Annotated in this window: 18 protein-coding genes; 4 read left to right on the forward strand and 14 right to left on the reverse strand. The window is 65.6% G+C overall.

Going from position 1 to position 17,432, the window contains the following annotated elements; all coding sequences use genetic code 11:
- Positions 1-73: 73 nt before the first annotated feature.
- Positions 74-994 carry a DMT family transporter gene (locus tag ACFQU0_RS05350; RefSeq protein ID WP_382199095.1) on the forward strand — a complete coding sequence of 307 codons (921 nt, stop codon included), beginning with the start codon at positions 74-76 and terminating at the stop codon, positions 992-994.
- Positions 995-996: 2 nt separating this feature from the next.
- On the opposite strand, the gene ACFQU0_RS05355 is transcribed toward ACFQU0_RS05350, so the two are convergent.
- Complete coding sequence (locus ACFQU0_RS05355) at positions 997-1,677, reverse strand: sulfite exporter TauE/SafE family protein (RefSeq protein ID WP_382199096.1); 681 nt, start codon at positions 1,675-1,677, stop codon at positions 997-999.
- Positions 1,678-1,686: 9 nt separating this feature from the next.
- Complete coding sequence (locus ACFQU0_RS05360; protein WP_382199097.1) at positions 1,687-2,355, reverse strand: pyridoxamine 5'-phosphate oxidase family protein; 669 nt, start codon at positions 2,353-2,355, stop codon at positions 1,687-1,689.
- Positions 2,356-2,472: 117 nt separating this feature from the next.
- Between ACFQU0_RS05360 and pdxR the strand changes: the two genes are divergently transcribed.
- Positions 2,473-3,945, forward strand: coding sequence for a MocR-like pyridoxine biosynthesis transcription factor PdxR (gene pdxR, locus ACFQU0_RS05365; RefSeq protein WP_382199098.1), 1,473 nt, complete (start codon positions 2,473-2,475; stop codon positions 3,943-3,945).
- Between the two features lie 27 nt (positions 3,946-3,972).
- On the opposite strand, the gene hemN is transcribed toward pdxR, so the two are convergent.
- On the reverse strand, positions 3,973-5,349 hold the full coding sequence (gene hemN / locus ACFQU0_RS05370; protein WP_382199099.1) for an oxygen-independent coproporphyrinogen III oxidase: 1,377 nt from the start codon (positions 5,347-5,349) through the stop codon (positions 3,973-3,975).
- Between the two features lie 128 nt (positions 5,350-5,477).
- Between hemN and fnr the strand changes: the two genes are divergently transcribed.
- Positions 5,478-6,197, forward strand: a complete 720-nt coding sequence (fnr, locus tag ACFQU0_RS05375; protein ID WP_382199100.1) for a fumarate/nitrate reduction transcriptional regulator Fnr — start codon at positions 5,478-5,480, stop codon at positions 6,195-6,197.
- Between the two features lie 5 nt (positions 6,198-6,202).
- Here the strand turns inward: fnr and ACFQU0_RS05380 are convergent, their stop codons facing one another.
- The 9 genes from ACFQU0_RS05380 to ACFQU0_RS05420 form a co-directional block, all read right to left on the reverse strand.
- Entirely contained in the window at positions 6,203-6,499 is a 297-nt protein-coding gene (locus tag ACFQU0_RS05380) for a hypothetical protein (RefSeq protein ID WP_382199101.1), read from the reverse strand.
- A 38-nt stretch (positions 6,500-6,537) separates the two neighbouring features.
- Positions 6,538-6,804, reverse strand: coding sequence for a nitrogen fixation protein FixH (locus ACFQU0_RS05385; RefSeq protein WP_382199102.1), 267 nt, complete (start codon positions 6,802-6,804; stop codon positions 6,538-6,540).
- Between the two features lie 24 nt (positions 6,805-6,828).
- Positions 6,829-8,199 (reverse strand): cytochrome c oxidase accessory protein CcoG, encoded by a 1,371-nt coding sequence (gene ccoG / locus ACFQU0_RS05390; RefSeq protein WP_382199331.1) that lies wholly within the window; start codon positions 8,197-8,199, stop codon positions 6,829-6,831.
- A 130-nt stretch (positions 8,200-8,329) separates the two neighbouring features.
- Positions 8,330-9,241: a cytochrome-c oxidase, cbb3-type subunit III gene (gene ccoP, locus ACFQU0_RS05395; protein WP_382199103.1), complete on the reverse strand. Its 912-nt coding sequence runs from the start codon at positions 9,239-9,241 to the stop codon at positions 8,330-8,332.
- A 27-nt stretch (positions 9,242-9,268) separates the two neighbouring features.
- A complete protein-coding gene (locus ACFQU0_RS05400; protein ID WP_382199104.1) occupies positions 9,269-9,415 on the reverse strand; it encodes a cbb3-type cytochrome oxidase subunit 3 in 147 nt (48 codons plus the stop codon).
- A 12-nt stretch (positions 9,416-9,427) separates the two neighbouring features.
- The gene (ccoO, locus tag ACFQU0_RS05405) at positions 9,428-10,051 is read right to left on the reverse strand and encodes a cytochrome-c oxidase, cbb3-type subunit II (RefSeq protein ID WP_382199105.1); all 624 of its coding nucleotides are present in this window, start codon (positions 10,049-10,051) and stop codon (positions 9,428-9,430) included.
- Between the two features lie 10 nt (positions 10,052-10,061).
- Complete coding sequence (gene ccoN, locus ACFQU0_RS05410; protein ID WP_382199106.1) at positions 10,062-11,519, reverse strand: cytochrome-c oxidase, cbb3-type subunit I; 1,458 nt, start codon at positions 11,517-11,519, stop codon at positions 10,062-10,064.
- Positions 11,520-11,587: 68 nt separating this feature from the next.
- The gene (ccoS, locus tag ACFQU0_RS05415; RefSeq protein ID WP_382199108.1) at positions 11,588-11,725 is read right to left on the reverse strand and encodes a cbb3-type cytochrome oxidase assembly protein CcoS; all 138 of its coding nucleotides are present in this window, start codon (positions 11,723-11,725) and stop codon (positions 11,588-11,590) included.
- 17 nt (positions 11,726-11,742) lie between these two features.
- Positions 11,743-14,127, reverse strand: coding sequence for a heavy metal translocating P-type ATPase (locus ACFQU0_RS05420; protein WP_382199109.1), 2,385 nt, complete (start codon positions 14,125-14,127; stop codon positions 11,743-11,745).
- Positions 14,128-14,254: 127 nt separating this feature from the next.
- On the opposite strand from ACFQU0_RS05420, the gene ACFQU0_RS05425 reads away from it, so the two are divergent.
- Positions 14,255-14,698, forward strand: coding sequence for a universal stress protein (locus ACFQU0_RS05425; RefSeq protein WP_382199110.1), 444 nt, complete (start codon positions 14,255-14,257; stop codon positions 14,696-14,698).
- Between the two features lie 111 nt (positions 14,699-14,809).
- On the opposite strand, the gene ACFQU0_RS05430 is transcribed toward ACFQU0_RS05425, so the two are convergent.
- Positions 14,810-16,351, reverse strand: a complete 1,542-nt coding sequence (locus ACFQU0_RS05430) for a malonate--CoA ligase (RefSeq protein ID WP_382199111.1) — start codon at positions 16,349-16,351, stop codon at positions 14,810-14,812.
- Between the two features lie 21 nt (positions 16,352-16,372).
- A complete protein-coding gene (locus ACFQU0_RS05435) occupies positions 16,373-17,383 on the reverse strand; it encodes a Bug family tripartite tricarboxylate transporter substrate binding protein (RefSeq protein WP_382199112.1) in 1,011 nt (336 codons plus the stop codon).
- Positions 17,384-17,432: the final 49 nt, after the last annotated feature.

Genomic DNA, 17,432 nt, shown 5'->3' on the forward strand with positions numbered 1-17,432 from the left:
TGCGCCAGGTGCGCCAGGTGCGCCAGGTGCGCCAGGTGCGGCATGATGGCGCCTTTGTCCGCACCACATACGCATGAACCGTTGGCTCGCCTACCTCTGTCTCGCCTCCAGCATGGCCCTGGTGGGCAGCTACGTGGCCCTGTCCAAACCGCTGGTGGCCGCCATGCCCGTGTTTTTGCTGGCCTGGCTGCGATTTGGCATTGGCGGTCTGGCCATGGCGCGCTGGTTGCGCAAGCCGGCCGATGAACCCCCGCTCACGCCGCGCACGCGCGCCTTGCTCTTTCTCGAATCCTTCCTGGGCAACTTCCTGTTCTCGCTCTGTATGTTGTTCGGTGTCAAGCTCACCACGGCGGTGGCGGCCGGCGTCATCATGTCGGCCATTCCGGCGGTGGTGGCGGTGCTCAGCGCCCTCTTCCTGCACGAACGCATCGGCAAGCGTTCGATGGCGGCCATTGCGCTGGCCGCCATTGGCATCGGGCTGTTTTCCCTGACCAAGGCGGACACCGCCAGCAGCACGGCAGACACCTGGGCCGGCATGCCGCTGCCCTTGTGGGGCAACCTGCTGATCTTCGCGGCCGTGGTGTGCGAAGCGTCTTACGTGGTCATTGGCAAGCGGCTCACGCAGGGCCTGGGTCCCAAGCGCATTTCATCGCTCATCAACCTGGTCGGTTTTGTGCTGGTCACGCCCATGGGGCTGTGGGCCGCGCTGAGCTTCGATTTCAGCAGCGTGTCAACCAGCTTCTGGCTGCTGCTGGTGTTTTACGGCCTGGCGGCCAGCGTTTGGACGGTGTGGCTGTGGATGACCGGCCTCAAGGCCGTGCCCGCATCCCAGGCCGGCGTGTTCACCGTGATGTTGCCCGTGAGCGCTGCCGCCATCGGCGTGCTGTTCATGGGTGAAAGCCTGACCGGCGTGCAAGCGCTGGCGTTCGGCATCGCCCTGCTGGGGCTGGTGCTGGCCACGCTGCCGGGCCGCGAACCGCCTTCAGCCCACTGAGATCAAGCGCACCACAGGCCGGTGGGGTTGGTCATGCCCATCCAGATCGCCCAACCCGACGTGAGCACCAGCGCCGCACCCGCCAGGCGCATGCCCCAGGCACCGCCGCGCAGGCTGCCCGATGCGTGCCAGCGCAGCAGCAGCCAGGGACCAATCGTCATGGACACCGACGTGCCCAATGCAAACAGGCCCATGATGACCGCGCCTTCCAGCACGTTGGCCGACAGCGATGCGAGCAGCAGCGCGGAATACAACAGGCCACACGGCATCAGCGCCCAACCCGCACCCAAGGCATAAGGGGCTTTGCCGCCCAGACGGCCCAACACCGGTTTGGCCTTGCGCCACACCGACTGCGCAAAGCCGTCCACCCACGCGGGCTGACGCGCCTGCACCAGCAACAACAAACCCACCAGCAGGGCCACCACATGCATGGCGGTCCACAAAGGCCGCAAAACAACGGTGTTCGTGCCCAGCCAGCCCAAACCTTGCACGGTGGCTGCGGCCACACCGCCCAGCGTGGCGTAGCCCACGATGCGACCGAGCTGAAACCCCACGATGGCCTGGCGCGTGCGCGGCGCGGCTGCCTTGGCAATGCCAGCGCAGGCCGCGCCACACATGGCCACGCAGTGGGGGCCACCCACAAAACCCATGAACAAGGCCGTGACGGCCATCGACGTTTGCATGGACGAAGTCTAGCAAGGCGCGTGTGCCCACGCCCGCACGTAGGGCGGAGGCTCGATAGCGCACAGCGGGTCAACCACGGGCGCCGCGCGGTGCTGCACCAGCGGAAGTACGCCCGCCCAGGCCGGGTGCTCCATGTCTTCCGTGTCGTCCACGGGCGGGCCAGTGCGCACTTTACAGGCGGCCTCGCCCAAGGCGATACGCATCACGGTGGTTGCGGCCAGTTCCTTGGAGCTGCCGGCGCGGATCTCGGACTGGCGGCCGGGCGCGATGTGGTCCATGAGCGCGGCCAGGGAAGCCTGCTTCTCGGCCACTGCCTCGAATTGGCCATAGACCATGGCCGAGCGGTAGTTCATCGAATGATTGAAGGCCGAGCGCGCCAGCACCAGCCCGTCAAGGTGGGTGATGGTCACGCAAGCCTGCGTGCCATCTTGCAGCAGTCGAATCAGCCGCCCACCGTTGGAGCCGTGGATGTAGAGGTGCTCGCCCTCGCGCCAGCAAGCGGTGGGAATGCAGTGTGTGCCCTTGCCGTCGACGAAGGCCACGTGGCACAGGTAGGCGGCGTCGATGATGGCGTGCAGCGTGGCGCGGTCGTAGCGTGCGTTCTCGGCCACGCGGCGCACGCGGGTGCGGTCGCTGGGCGGCTGGCTGGTGGAGGGCAGATCGGTGGTGTTGCTCACGGGCGCTTGTTCCTGGGTTGCGGTAGACGGAGGAAGCGCAATGTAATCGCCTGCTGGCATCCGAATAAGACCCATATCCGTGCTATTTTTTAGAGCCACAGAAACCGACCTCCTCAAATGGACTACCAACTCCTTTTTTCCGCCTTTCGCGCGCAGCCCGCCCACGCCAGCTGGTCGCAGCAGCGCCAGCTGCACGCCTGCCTGCGCCACGGCGTGCGCACCGGGCTGCTGGCCAGCGGCACGCGCTTGCCCGCCAGCCGCACGCTGGCGGGCGAGCTGGGCGTAGCACGCAACACCGTGCTCTACGCCTACGAGCAGTTGGCCACGGAAGGCTTCATCCTGGCCAGCCGGCGCGGCAGTGTGGTGGCGCCCCTGGCCACCTCGTTCGCGCCCGCCGCGCCCTGGCGCACGTCCACGGCCGCCGAGCCCTCCGGCCTGTCGCGGCGGGTGCGCGGCATGTCGCTGCTGCCCGGCTCCCCCGCCTCGGTGGCCTTCGCGCCGGGCGTGCCCGCGCTCGATGACTTCCCGCTCACGCTGTGGCGGCGCATGCTGGACCGCGCGTGGCGCGCGCTGCGGCCCGCCCAGCTCAACTACGCCGACCCGGCGGGCGAACCCCTGCTGCGCGAAGCCATCGCCAACCACCTGCGCGTGGCGCGGGGGGCGCTCGTGGACGCGGCCCAGGTGTTCGTGACCGACGGCACCCAGGCCAGCCTGGACCTGTGCGCCCGCGCCTTCGCCGACGCGGGCGACAAGGTGTGGGTGGAAAACCCCGGCTACCAGGGCGCGGTGGCGGCGTTCCGCGCGGCGCAGCTCCGGACCATAGGCATCGTGGTGGATGCCGAGGGCATGGCCCCCACCGCCGGCGACTGGCAGCGCCAGCGCCCCCGGCTGATCTACGCCACGCCCTCGCACCAGTACCCCGTGGGCAGCGTCATGAGCCTGGCACGGCGCCTGGCCCTGATCGAGGGCGCGCGCCAGGCGGGCGCGCTGGTGATCGAGGACGACTACGACAGCGAGTTCCGCCACGACGGCCCGGCCCTGGCCTGCCTGCAAGGGCTGGCGGCGGACGCGCCCGTGGTCTACCTGGGCACCTTCAGTAAGACGCTGTTCCCCGCGCTGCGCATGGGCTTCATGGTGGTGCCCGCCACCTTGGCGCCTGCGTTGGCCGCGATGCTGGACCGCACCGCGCCACGCGGGCGCGCGGCCGACCAGCTGGCGCTCGCCGAATTCATCCACAGCGGGCAGTTCAGCCTGCACCTGCGGCGCATGCGCCGCCTGTACCGCGAACGCCGCGATGCGCTCACGGCCGCCCTCACCCGGCGGCTGGGCGACGTGGCCACCGTTTACGGCGGCTCGGCGGGCATGCACCTAGCGCTGCGCCTGCACGACGACCGCGCGGACGACGTGGCGTTGAGCGCGCGCCTGCTGGATCAGCAGGGCATCGTGGCTCCGGCGCTCAGCTTGCACGCAGTGGGCCTGCGCGCCCAGCCCTGGCGGGGCTTTCTGCTGGGCTACGCCCAGGTGCCGGCCGAGGCCATGGAAGGGCTGGTGCGGCGGCTCGACGCCGTGGTGCGCGGGGATGGGAAATAGGCTGTCCACCACGGCAGCGCTGCGGCCTCAGATGATTTTCGAGAAGCGGGCGCGGTCCTGGTCCACGCGCAGGTGTTTGTCGAACACCATGGCGATGGCGCGCACCAGGTACCAGCCAGCTTCGGTCACTTCGATGCACTGGTCGTCTATGGTCACCAGCCCCTGGGCTTCGAAATCCTGCAGTTGCTCCAGTTCGCGCGCGAAGTAGCTTCGGAAGTCGAGCAGGTGACCCAGTTCGATGGACTCAAACAGCAACCGGCCCTGGCACATCAGCGCCATGATGGCGGTGCGGCGCACCAGATCATCGCGCGTGAGCGCCATGCCACGCACGATGGGCAGGCGGCCCTGGTCGAGGGCGTCGTAGTACTCGTCGAGCGTCTTGGCGTTCTGGCTGTAAGTGGCGCCCACGCGGCCGATGGCCGACACGCCGAGCGCGATCAGGTCGCAGTCGGGCTGGGTGCTGTAGCCCTGGAAGTTGCGGTGCAGCCGGCCCTGTCGCTTGGCCACGGCCAAGGCGTCGTTGGGCAGGGCGAAGTGGTCCATGCCCACGTACACATAACCGGCCTCGCTGAAGGCGTCGAGCGATTGCGACAGCATGGACAGCTTGTCGGCGGGCGCAGGCAGTTCGGCCGCCACGATGCGGCGTTGCGGCTTGAAGCGCGCCGGCAAATGGGCGTAGGCGTAAAGGGCGATGCGGTCGGGGCGCAACTGGGCCACCTGGCTCAAAGTGCGCGCGAACGACTCGGGGGTTTGCAGCGGCAGGCCGTAGATCAGATCGACGTTGACCGACTCGAAGCCGATGCGGCGGGCGGCCGCCACCAGCGCAAACACCTGTTCGGCGGGCTGTACGCGGTGCACCGCTTTCTGCACGGCGGGGTCGAAGTCCTGCACGCCGAAACTCAGGCGGTTGAAACCCAGTTGGTGCAGGTGCTCCAGGCGCTGCTCGGTCACGGTGCGGGGGTCGACCTCGATGGAGTATTCGCCCCCCGGTACGAGGTTGAAATGGCGGCGCACGGTGTGCATGAGGTCACTCAGTTCCGCGTCGCTCAAGAAGGTGGGCGTGCCGCCGCCGATGTGCAGTTGCGACACGTGGTGGCCACGGCCAAAGTGCTGCACGTGCAGGTCCAGCTCACGCGCCAGGTAGCGCAGGTACTCGGCCGATTTGCTGTGGTGTTTGGTGATGACCTTGTTGCAGGCGCAGTAGTAGCACACCGACTCGCAAAAAGGCACGTGGATGTACAGCGACAGCGGCAAGGCCAGCGAGCCGGCGCGGCGCTGCTCCAAGGCCTGGATGTAATCGGCCTCGCCAAAGGCTTCCACAAAACGGTCGGCCGTCGGGTACGAGGTGTAGCGCGGCCCAGGCACGTCAAAGCGGCGCAGCAGTTGTTCGTCAATCACGTGCATGTCGGGGCATCTCCAATGTGGGAGGAACTGTGCCTGACACGGGGCTTTCTGCCCTTGATCTGGGTCAACCCCCTCCAAATGTGAATGATGTTTTCCGCTAACATGGGGAAACACCTGACAATCGCACCATGGACGCACACAGCATCAAGGTCGCCTGCTCCAGTTGCAACTTGCGTGAACTCTGCCTGCCCATGGGCCTGAGCCACGACGAGATGAACAAGCTGGACCACGTGATCTCTACCCGCAAACGCATCAAACGTGGCACGGCCCTGTTCAACACGGGTGACCGCTTCACCTCGCTCTACGCCGTTCGCTCGGGTTTCTTCAAGACCTGTATCACCACCGCCGATGGGCGCGACCAGGTGACGGGCTTCCAGATGACGGGCGAGATCATCGGCCTGGACGGCATCGTGTCCGACCAGCACTCTTGCGACGCCATCGCGCTGGAAGACGCCGAAGTCTGCGTCATGCCCTTCGACCAGCTGGAGACGCTTTCACGCGAGTTCAACACCTTGCAGCACCACGTGCACAAGATCATGAGCCGCGAGATCGTGCGCGACCACGGGGTGATGCTGCTGCTGGGCAGCATGCGCGCCGAGGAACGCCTGGCCGCTTTTCTGCTCAACCTGGTGCAGCGCCTGCACGCGCGGGGTTTCTCGCAGTCCGAGCTGATCCTGCGCATGACGCGCGAGGAAATCGGCAGCTACCTGGGCATGAAGCTGGAGACCGTGAGCCGCACCTTCTCGAAATTCGTCGAGGACGGCGTCATAGAGGTCAAGCAGCGTTACGTGAAGATCCTCGACACGGAAGCGCTCAAGCGCATCGTGAACCCCCAGGTCTGCAACTGATCAACTCAGCAGCAGTTGCCCTCGCGCGCGCAGTCGGCGGGGCGCTCTTCGGGCGGCACGGGGCAGCGGTTCACCTCGAAAGGTGACATGGCCAACAACGTGGTGAGCGCGCTGGACGCCATGGTCGCACCCCAGAAGAAGAAAAAGCTCACGGTGTACACCGCCTGGCGCGACCAGCCCAGCTCGCCGCCGCCCATGCGGTGCAGGTCGTCCGGATCGACCATCGCAAAGACCACCATCTCCAGCACGCCGGCCACCAGAAAGGCCGGCCACGCAATCCACATCAGGCGTTGCAGGCGCATCGCAGTCTCCTTGTTGTTTGTCGGTCTGGCCCCGGGGCTCAGGGCTTCACGGGCACCGTGGCGGTGGTGGCGTGGTTGCGTGCCTGACCAGCGGGCGCCAGCTTGAAGGCTTCGTCGGGTGACGCCGTGCGGGTCTGCGGCGCGCTGCGGTCAAGCACGGGGTCGGGGTTGGTCATGGCAATGATGGCGGTGGCAATACCGGCCACCACCACCACGGCCGGGCCGCCGATCACCAGCCAGACATAGGGCTCACGCCACCAGGCTCGGGCCACGGGCGGGTTCTTGAGGGCTTGGGCAGTTGTCATGGGGGTCTTTCTAAACGGGCAGGTTCAACGTGGCACCAGGAACACGGCTTTTTCGCTCACCTGGGCCACATCGGCCCCTGTGGAGCGGACATCGAAATGGATGGGGTGAGAGCCCGGCGCCACGCCCGGCGGCACCTGCACACGCACGGCCACAGAACGCACTTCGGTCGAGCGCACTTCAATGCTGGTCTCGGAAGCGATCGTGACCCCCTCCAGGCCGCTCACGGCCAACTGGTAAGACTGGGTCGATTCGGTGGCGTTCATCACTTGCAGGCGGTACACGTTTTCAATGCGGCCCTGCTCCACCAGGCGCGCCAGCGCGCCACGGTCACGGATCACGTCCACCTTCAGCGGCGTGCGCAGGAACAGGCTCACGCCCACGGCCACACAGATCAGGCCCAGGATGGCGGTGTACACCAGCACACGCGGGCGCACCGCACGTTTGATGATTTCGGCTTGCGTCCAGCCATTGGCCACCGCGTTCTGGGTGGAATAGCGGATGAGGCCCCGTGGGTAGCCCACCTTGTCCATCACGTCGTCGCACACGTCGATGCAGGCCGCGCAGCCGATGCACTCGTACTGCAGGCCTTTGCGGATGTCGATGCCCGTGGGGCACACCTGCACACACAGGGTGCAGTCCACACACGACCCCAGACCCAGCGCCTGGGGATCGGCCTTTTTGGAGCGCGGGCCACGCGGCTCGCCGCGCTTTTCGTCGTAGGTGACGATGAGCGTGTCCTTGTCGAACATGGCGCTCTGGAAACGCGCATAGGGGCACATGTACTTGCACACCTGCTCGCGCATGAAACCGGCGTTGCCGTAGGTGGCAAAACCATAGAAGAACACCCAGAACGTCTGCCAGGGGCCCAAGGTGCCGGCCAGGGTCAGCGCACTGAGTTCGCGGATGGGCGTGAAGTAGCCCACAAAAGTGAAACCGGTCCACAGCGCAAAGAGAATCCAGATGCCGTGTTTGAGCGATTTTTTGCCCAGCTTCTGGGCCGACAGGGGCGACTCGTCCAGCCGGATGCGGGCCGAGCGGTCACCTTCAACCTTGCGCTCAAACCAGAGGAATATCTCGGTGTAAACGGTTTGTGGGCAGGCGTAGCCACACCACAACCGCCCCGCCACCGCCGTGAACAGGAACAAGGCCAGTGCCGAAATGACCAGCAGACCGGTGAGGTAAATGAAGTCCTGCGGGTACAGCACCAGACCAAAAATGAAGAAACGGCGCGCTTCCAGATCGAAGAGCACCGCTTGACGCGCGTTCCACTCCAGCCACGGCAGCCCGTAAAAAACCAGCTGCGTCAACCACACCACCGCCCAACGCCATTTGACGAACAAGCCCTGCACCGAGCGCGGATAAATCTTCTTGCTCTTTTCGTACAGGGACACCATCACCTCGTCCGCACCGTCGGGTGCCACCGGCGTGATGGGGATGACCTTGCTGTTGCTGTTGCTGGAGATCACGGGAACGTCTGCTTTCTGGGGGAGCGCCCCGTTGGGGCGCTCCACTCGGGGGGCCGGGTTACTTGGCGGCGGGCTTGTTGGACAGGCCCCACACATAGGCCGTCAGCACGTGGATCTGCTCATCGCTGAGCTTGCCCTTTTGTGCCGGCATCACGTTGTGCTTGCCTTCGTTGACCATCTTGATGATGGCGTCTGCACCCCAGCCATGCAGCCACACGGCGTCGGTCAGGTTGGGTGCGCCCATGGCGGTGTTGCCCTTGCCGTCCATGCCGTGGCAGGCGGCGCAGGCTCCGAACTTGGACTTGCCCAGCGACGCCTGGATGGAGTCGTGCGGGCTGCCCGAGAGGCTCAACACATACTGGGCCAGGTTGCGCACGTCTTCGGCCGAACCCACCGCAGCGGCCATGGGCGGCATGACGCCCTGGCGGCCTTCGTTGAGGGTGGTCTTGATCGCGTCGGGCGCACCGCCCCACAGCCAGTCGGCATCGGCGAGGTTGGGAAAGCCCTTGCTGCCGCGTGCGTCAGAGCCGTGGCACTGGGCGCAGTTGTTCATGAACAGGCGCTCCCCCACGGCCATGGCCTGGGCGTCACCCGCCAACTGCTCGGGCGGCTGGCCATTGAACTTGGCGTACAAGGGCGCCGTCGAATCGACCGCCTTTTTCACCTCATCGGTGTGCTGCCCGGCGGACGACCAGTTCAGCGTGCCCTGGAATTTGCCCAGGGTGGGGTACAGCGCCGCGTACACAAAACCAAAGACGCAGGTGAGGATGAACAGGTAAATCCACCACCGGGGCAGCGGGTTGTTCATTTCACGCAGGTCTTCGTCCCAAACGTGGCCGGTGGTGTTGTCGCTGCTGGCGTTGACCTTGGTGGTGCCCGAGATCCACAACAGGATCAGACAGGCAATGATGCTGACCACGGTCAGCCCGGCCACATACAGGTGCCAGAATTCGCTTGTGAAGTCGCTCATGATGTTTTTCCTTGTGCGTTGCGCGGCTCAGCGGTCCTGCTCATCTTCGAACGGGAGCTGGGCGGCGGCTTCGAAGTCGGCCTGGTTGCGACGCGACCAGGCCCACGCCACGATGCCCACAAACAGCAGCAGGCTCAGAACGGTGACCGCGCTGCGGAAGTCGTTGATGTCCATGGCGCCGACCCCTTACTTGACAGCGGTGCCCAGCACCTGCAGATAGGCCACCAGGGCGTCCATTTCGGTTTTGCCCTTGACCGACTCGACCGAGCTGGCAATTTCCTCGTCGGTGTAGGGCGCGCCCAGTGTGCGCAGCACGGCCATGCGCTTGGGCAGATCGGCACCACCCACGGGGGCCTTCTCCAGCCACGGGTAAGCGGGCATGTTGGACTCGGGCACCAGGTCGCGCGGGTTGTTCAGGTGGATGCGGTGCCACTCGTCGTTGTAGCGACCACCCACACGGGCCAGGTCAGGGCCGGTGCGCTTGGAACCCCACTGGAACGGGCGGTCGTACACAAACTCGCCGGCCACCGAATAGGGGCCATAACGCAGCGTCTCGGCGTGGAAGGGGCGGATCATCTGCGAGTGGCAGTTGTAGCAACCCTCACGCACATAAATGTCGCGCCCGGCAATCTGCAGCGCGGTGTAGGGCTTGAGGCCTTCCACCGCCTGTGTGGTGGACTTCTGGAAGAACAGCGGCACGATTTCCACCAGACCACCCACGGCCACCACCAAGGTGATGAGCACGATCATCAGGAAGTTGTTGGTTTCGATCCGCTCGTGGGTGAAACCCTTGATTTCTTTGTCAGCCATGGTCAGGTCCTCAAGCGTGTGCGGGGTTGACGGCGGGAATACGCACCTCGGGCACGCCACCGGCTTTGAGACCGGCGCTGGCCGTCTTCCAGACGTTCCAGGCCATGACCAGCATGCCGCCCAGGTAGAGCAGGCCACCCAACAAACGGATGACGTAGAACGGGAAGGTGGCCTTGACCGACTCGACGAAGGTGTAGGTCAGGCTGCCGTCGGCGTTGACCGAGCGCCACATCAGGCCCTGCATCACACCGGCAATCCACATGGCGGCGATGTAGAGCACGATGCCGATAGTGGCGACCCAGAAGTGCAGTTCGATGGCGGGCACCGAGTACATCTTCTTCTGGCCAAACAGGCGCGGAATCAGGTAGTACATCGACCCCATGGTCACCAGACCCACCCAGCCCAGCGCGCCGGAGTGCACGTGGCCCACGGTCCAATCGGTGTAGTGGCTCAAGGCGTTGACGGTCTTGATCGACATCATCGGGCCTTCGAAGGTGGACATGCCGTAGAACGACAGGGACACGATCAGGAAGCGCAGGATGGGGTCGTCGCGCAGTTTGTGCCAGGCGCCCGACAGGGTCATGATGCCGTTGATCATGCCGCCCCAGCTGGGGGCCAGCAGGATGAGCGAGAAGACCATGCCGATGGACTGCGCCCAGTCGGGCAGCGCGGTGTAGTGCAGGTGGTGTGGGCCAGCCCACATGTAGGTGAAGATCAGCGCCCAGAAGTGGACGATGGACAGGCGGTAGCTGTAAACGGGGCGCTCGGCCTGCTTGGGGATGAAGTAATACATCATGCCCAGGAAGCCGGCGGTGAGGAAAAAGCCCACCGCGTTGTGGCCGTACCACCACTGCACCATGGCATCCTGCACACCGGCGTAGACCGAGTAGGAGTGCAGCAGACCGGTGGGCAACTGGATGTTGTTGAAAATGTGCAACAAGGCCACGGCGATGATGAAGGCGCCGAAGAACCAGTTGGCCACGTAGATGTGGCGCACCTTGCGGATGCCGATGGTGCCGAAGAACACGATGGCATACGACACCCAGACCACCGCAATCAGCAGGTCGATGGGCCAAATCAGTTCAGCGTATTCCTTGCCTTGGGTGTAGCCCAGCGGCAGAGACACAGCGGCCAGCACGATCACCCCCGTCCAGCCCCAGAAGGTGAAGGCGGCAAGTTTGTCGGAAATCAGCCGCGTCTGGCAGGTGCGTTGCACCACGTAGTAGCTGGTGGCGAACAGGCCGCTGCCACCGAAGGCAAAAATCACGGCGTTGGTGTGCAACGGGCGCAAACGACCGTAGCTCAACCAGGAAATGCCCAGGTTCAGCTCCGGCCACGTGAGCTGGGCGGCAATGATGACGCCCACCAACATGCCGACGACGCCCCAGACGATGGTCATGATGGCAAATTGCCTGACCACCTTGTCGTTGTAGACCGCCGCTTGGGCGGTCTTCGAGTTCACAGACATACAGAAACTCCTCTCAATAATCCTGCGCCGAGTGTCACCGGCAGATACATATCAGGGATTGACCTAGGTCAATCGCCATCCAGAATGCGCTCGCCCTCGCGCTCCACGTGGTCGAACTGGCCACTGTGCAAGGCCCACCAGAACAGGGCAATGATGCCCAGCACCAGCACCACGGAGAGCGGAATCAACAGGTAAAGAACGTCCATGGGGATAGGGCTCCAGATCAGCCGACCACCGGGGCAGGCATGGGCGCCGCAGCGACCGGTGTTGCGGCCTCACCACGGCGGGACAGCCGCAAAGCGTTGGCAATCACAAACAAGGAGCTGGCGGCCATGCCCAGCCCCGCCAGCCAGGGGGGCATCCAGCCCAACAGCGCCAGCGGCACACACACGGCGTTGTAGACGCCAGCCCACACCAGGTTCTGGCGCACGATGCGCATGGTGGCGCGTGATTGGACCAGCGCGTCGGCCACATCTGCCAGGCGCCCCCCCTGCAACACCAAGTCCGACTGCGCCTGCGCCAGCGGCAGGGCGTGGCCCAGCGCCATGGAGGCGTTGGCACGCGCCAGCACCGGGCCGTCGTTGAGGCCATCGCCCACCATGGCGACTTTGTGACCTTGGGCCTGAAGCGCCAGCAGTTCGGCCAGCTTTTGTTCGGGGCTGGCGCCGGCCACCACGTGGGTGATGCCCACCGCCCGCGCAATGCGCCAAGCCGCCGCCTCGTGGTCGCCCGAGATCAGCCACGTTTGTACGCCACTGGCCTGCAACCGCGCCACCGTGGCGGCGGCGTCGGGGCGCAGCGATTCGTCAAGCACAAACGTGGCCAGCCAGCCCTGGGCATCGGTCAGGTGGGCATGTGGCGCCTCGGGCGCCGGCACGCCATGTGCCGCCAGCACCTGCTCATCCAGTCCACAAAAGCGGGCAGACCCCAGGCGCAGTTCGCTGCCGTCAGAGCGCTGCCACAACAAACCCTGCCCGGCGAGTTCGGTGACCGTGCCCGCGACTTGCGCGTGCTCAACCGCAGCACCGGCAATGGCGCGCGACACCGGGTGGCGCGAGGCCGCCGCCAGCGGTCGCGCCCACGCCAGCGCCTGCTCGCGCGCGACGCCGGGGCGGGCGAACACGGCCGTCAACCGGGCCTGGTCGTCGGTGAGGGTGCCGGTCTTGTCGAACACCACCACATCCACACCGTCCAGCGCCTCAAACGCCTGCAGGCGCCGCACCAGCACGCCCTTGCGCGCCAATGCACCGGCCGAGGCCAACATGGCCGCTGGCGTGGCCAGCGACAAGGCGCAAGGGCAGGTCACGATCAACACCGCCACGGCGGTGGCCATGGCGCGGTGCGCATCGGTGTCCCACCAGTACCAGGCGGAAAAAGCGGCGGCCAGCAACACCAACATCAGAAACGGCGCCGCGATGCGATCGGCCAGCACCGCCAGACGCGGTTTTTCGGTCGCAGCGCGCTCCATCAAGGCCACAATTTGGGCAAAACGGGTATCGGCACCCACCGCCGTGAGGCGCACGCGGACCGGACCGGCCAAATTGAAGCTGCCCGCCACCAGCGCATCGCCTTCAACACGGCGCACCGGGCGCGCCTCGCCGGTCAGCAAGGCTTCGTCCACGCTGGCGAAAGGATCAAGCAGCACGCCGTCGCCCGGGAAAGCCTGGCCCACCGGGATGCGCACTACATCGTTTTGACGCAAGCGGCGCACCGCCACCTGCTCCCAGCGGCCATCGGCCAGTTCGCGTTCGCAGGTTTCGGGCAGGCGGCTGACCAGGGCATCCAGCGCACCGGCCGTGCGGTCGCGCGCCTTCAGTTCCAGGTAGCGACCGCCGAGCAGAAAAAACACGAACATGGTCAGCGAATCGAACCACACCTCGGAACCCCACGGGCCGGTGGGCTCCAGTGTGGCTGCCGTGCTGACAAAAAACGTGACCAGAATGCCCACCGACACCGGTGTATCCATGCCCACCCTGCCCTGTTTGAGATCGCGCCAAGCCCCACCCAGGAACGGACCGCTGGCGAACAACAGCACCGGCACGCTGACGATCCAGCTGCCCCAGTTGAGCAGCTGGGCGATGTCCGGCGGTATCTCGCCCGGCTCGCTCACGTAGGCGGGCCACGCGTACATCATCACCTGCATCATGCAGAAGCCCGCCACAAACAGGCGCCACAAGGCTTTGCGGGTTTCGGCCAAACGCTGCCCCAGGCTGAGCGCCTGCGATAGCGGCAACACGCGGTAGCCGCTGCGGCCCACCGCCTGCGCCAGTTCCGACAGGCGAATCTGGGCCGGGTCCCAATGCAGGCGCAGGCGCCGGCTGGCGGCGTTGACCTCGGCACGCAACACGCCGGGCTGGCCGTTGAGCACGGCTTCGACCGTGTCGGCACAGGCCGCGCAGTACATGCCCTGCACCACCAGCAGCGACTCGGCCGCACCACTGCGGCTGGTGTCGGGGCCTTCGGTGAAGCTGCGCTGCTCCTCTGGGTCGTCCAGCCCGCTGAAGTCGTCCGTCACATCCAGCTGACCGACGGGCAAGGCGGGGCCGCCGATGCGGGAGGCACCGTCATGCAGGGGCAAGTCTGCGCTTGTGCTGGCGGCGTCTGACATGGGGGGCAAGCTTAGTCCAGTTCACCCTGATCACGCTTGACATACGTCAACACGCGACTTTGCCATGGTGTTAATCTTTTTCTCGTCCAGGCTCGGCCTGCCCTTCCCAACGACTGAGGACACAACCATGTACAAGCGCATCCTGGTGGCCACCGACGGCTCCAAACTCTCGCAAAAGGCGGTCGAACACGGCCTGGGTCTGGCCGACATCACCGGCGCAGAGGTGGTGGCCTTGAAGGTGATTCCCCGCTACCCACAAACCTACTTCGAAGGCGGGGTGGCGTTGGCTGCCGCCGAGATCAGCAAGATCGAGGCGCAGTGGCAGGCCGAGGCCATGGAGGTGGTCAACGCCGTCAAGGCCGCTGGCCAGAAGCGCGAGGTCAAGGTCAAGGCCATCACCGCCAAGTCCGACCTGGTGGCCGAGGCCATCATTGCCGCCGCCAAGCGCAGCAAGTGCGACCTGATCATCATGGCCTCACACGGTCGCAAAGGACTCAAGCGGCTGCTGCTGGGCAGCGAGACCACCCACGTGCTGACGCACTCGCACATTCCGGTGCTCGTGCTCCGATAACCCCCCCGCGCCGCCTTCGGCGTCACCCCCCAGGGGGCAACGCGAGCGGCCTGGCGGAGCCAGATCCGCCGCGTTCCCGGATCGGACACGCGCTCCGGTCTGGGATCTTGCTCAAGCGAACAGGGCTTTGTGCTGTTCGCGCAGCAGGTTTTTCTGCACCTTGCCCATGGTGTTGCGTGGCAGTTCGGCCACCACAAAACAGCGCTTGGGGATCTTGAAGTTGGCCAGTTGGGCTTTGAGGGCTGCGACGATCTGATCGCCATCCACCTTGGCGCCCGGTTTGGGGATGACCACCGCCACGCCCACCTCCCCAAAGTCCGGGTGGGGCACACCGATCAAAGCACTTTCGGCCACGCCGGGCATGTCATTGATGTAGCCCTCGATTTCTGCCGGGTAGACGTTGTAGCCGCCGCTGATGATGAGGTCTTTGCTGCGGCCCACGATGGTCACGTAGCCACGCTCGTCCACCTTGCCCACGTCGCCGGTCTTGAAGAAACCGTCGTCGGTGAACTCCTCGGCCGTCTTCTCGGGCATGCGCCAGTAGCCCTTGAAGATGTTCGGGCCCTGCACCTGAATGCCGCCAATCTCACCCACCGGCAAGGCTTTGCCATCGTCACCCAACACACGCAGCTCCACGCCTGGCAGCGGGAAACCCACCGTGCCGCCCCGGCGCTCGGTCTGGCCACCAAAACGCGCATCGGCCGCGTAGGGGTTGGAGGTGAGCATGGCGGTTTCGCTCATGCCATAACGCTCCAGAATGGTGTGGCCGGTGCGCTCCTGCCACGCCTTGAAGGTCTCGATCAACAGCGGTGCCGAGCCTGAGATGAACAGCCGCATGTGGGCGGTGGCCTCGCGCGTGAGTCCTGCCTCACCCAACATGCGCACATACAGCGTGGGCACCCCCATGAACACGGTGGCCCGCCGCATCCAGGCAATGGCCTGCTTGGGGTCGAACTTGGCCATCCACAACATCTTGCTGCCGTTGAGCAAGGCGCCGTGCAGCGCCACAAACAGCCCGTGCACGTGAAAGATGGGCAGCGCGTGGATGAGCACGTCGCCCGGCTTCCAGCCCCAATAGGTTTTGAGCACACGCGCGTTGGACAGCAGGTTGTCGTGCGACAGCATGGCCCCCTTGCTGCGCCCGGTGGTGCCGCTGGTGTAGAGGATGGCGGCCAGGTCGTCGGGCCCGCGCGCGACCACCGTGTGCTGGTCACTGCAATGGGCGGCGCGCTCCAGCAGGCTGCCGGTGCGGTCGTCGCCCAGCGTGAACACGTGTTGGGTACCCGCCTTGAAAGCGATCTTGCTCACCCAGCCAAAGTTCGCCGGCGAACACACCACCACCGCCGGTTCGGCGTTGGTGACGAAGTAGTCGATCTCGGCGCTCTGGTAGGCGGTGTTGAGTGGCAGGAACACGTGGCCGGCACGCAGCGTGGCCAGATAGAGCACCACCGCCTCCACCGACTTTTCCACCTGCACCGCGATGCGCGAAGCGGGCGGGATGTCCAGCGATCCGAGCAGGTTGGCCACCATGGCGGTGGCGCGGTCGATGTCACGCCACGAATAGCTCAGGCCCCCATCGGTTTCGATGGCGGTGCTGTCCAGATCGGCGGGAAAAGCGGCCCGCAAGGCCGCGAAGAGGTTGTGTTGGCTCATATCCGTGAAGTGAGGGAGGAATCAGTCAAACTTTGCGCCCGAGGCCTTGACGACCGTGGCCCAGCGCTTGACTTCGTTGCCCACAAACGACCCGAACTGCGGGGGCGTCATGGTGCTGAATTCGGCGCCGTTGCCGGCCCAGATGGTCTTGAGTTCATCGCTGGCGCCACAGCGGCGGATTTCTTCGGCGATGCGGGCCACCACATCGGCCGGTGTGCCCTTGGGCGCCCAGATGCCGTACCAGGTGCTCACCGTGTAGTCGGGCAGGCCCACTTCGGCGGCCGAAGGCACATCGGGAAACGCCGGGTTGCGTTTGTTGCCCGACACCATCAGCGCCTTGACGCGCCCACCCTTGATGTGAGCGGCAGACGACCCCAGGCCGTCGAACATCACATCCACCTGCCCGCCCACCAGGTCGCGCAGCGCCGGGCCGGCGCCGGTGTAAGGAATGTGGGTGATGAAGGTCTTGCTTTGCTGCTTGAACAACTCGCCCGCCAGGTGGTGCGACGTGCCCGTGCCAGCCGAGCCGTAGTTGAACTTGCCGGGACTCTTGCGCACCAGCTCCAGAAAGCCCTTCATGTCGGCCACGGGCACGTTCTTGGGGTTGACCACGACCACCTGCGGCACGTTCGCCACCAGGGCGATGGGCACGAAATCTTTCTCGATGTCGTAGTCGAGCTTGGGGTACATGGACGGCGCGATGGCGTGGTGCACCGCACCCATGAAAAGGGTGTAGCCATCGGCCGGCGCCTTGGCCGCGATGCCCGCGCCCAGCGTGCCGCCAGCGCCGCCTCGGTTGTCCACAATCAGTTGCCGCCCGGTGAGTTTGGCGAACTGCGCCGACAGCGGACGCGCAAACGCGTCGGTGCCGCCGCCGGCCGGGAAAGGCACCACCAGGTTGACCGGTTTGCTGGGCCAGGTGGACTGCGCGTGGGCATGCCCGAAGGCGCCCAGCACACCCAGGCCGGCACTGGCTCCGGCCAGGGCAGAGGCGTGGCGCAGCAGCGCGCGGCGATTGATGGAAGGGTTCATGGTTTGTCTCCGTCGTTGTGATGGCCGGGAACACCCCGGCGGGTGAAAA

The organism is Hydrogenophaga defluvii (genome assembly GCF_042665235.1).
GTDB lineage: Bacteria > Pseudomonadota > Gammaproteobacteria > Burkholderiales > Burkholderiaceae_C > Hydrogenophaga > Hydrogenophaga defluvii_A.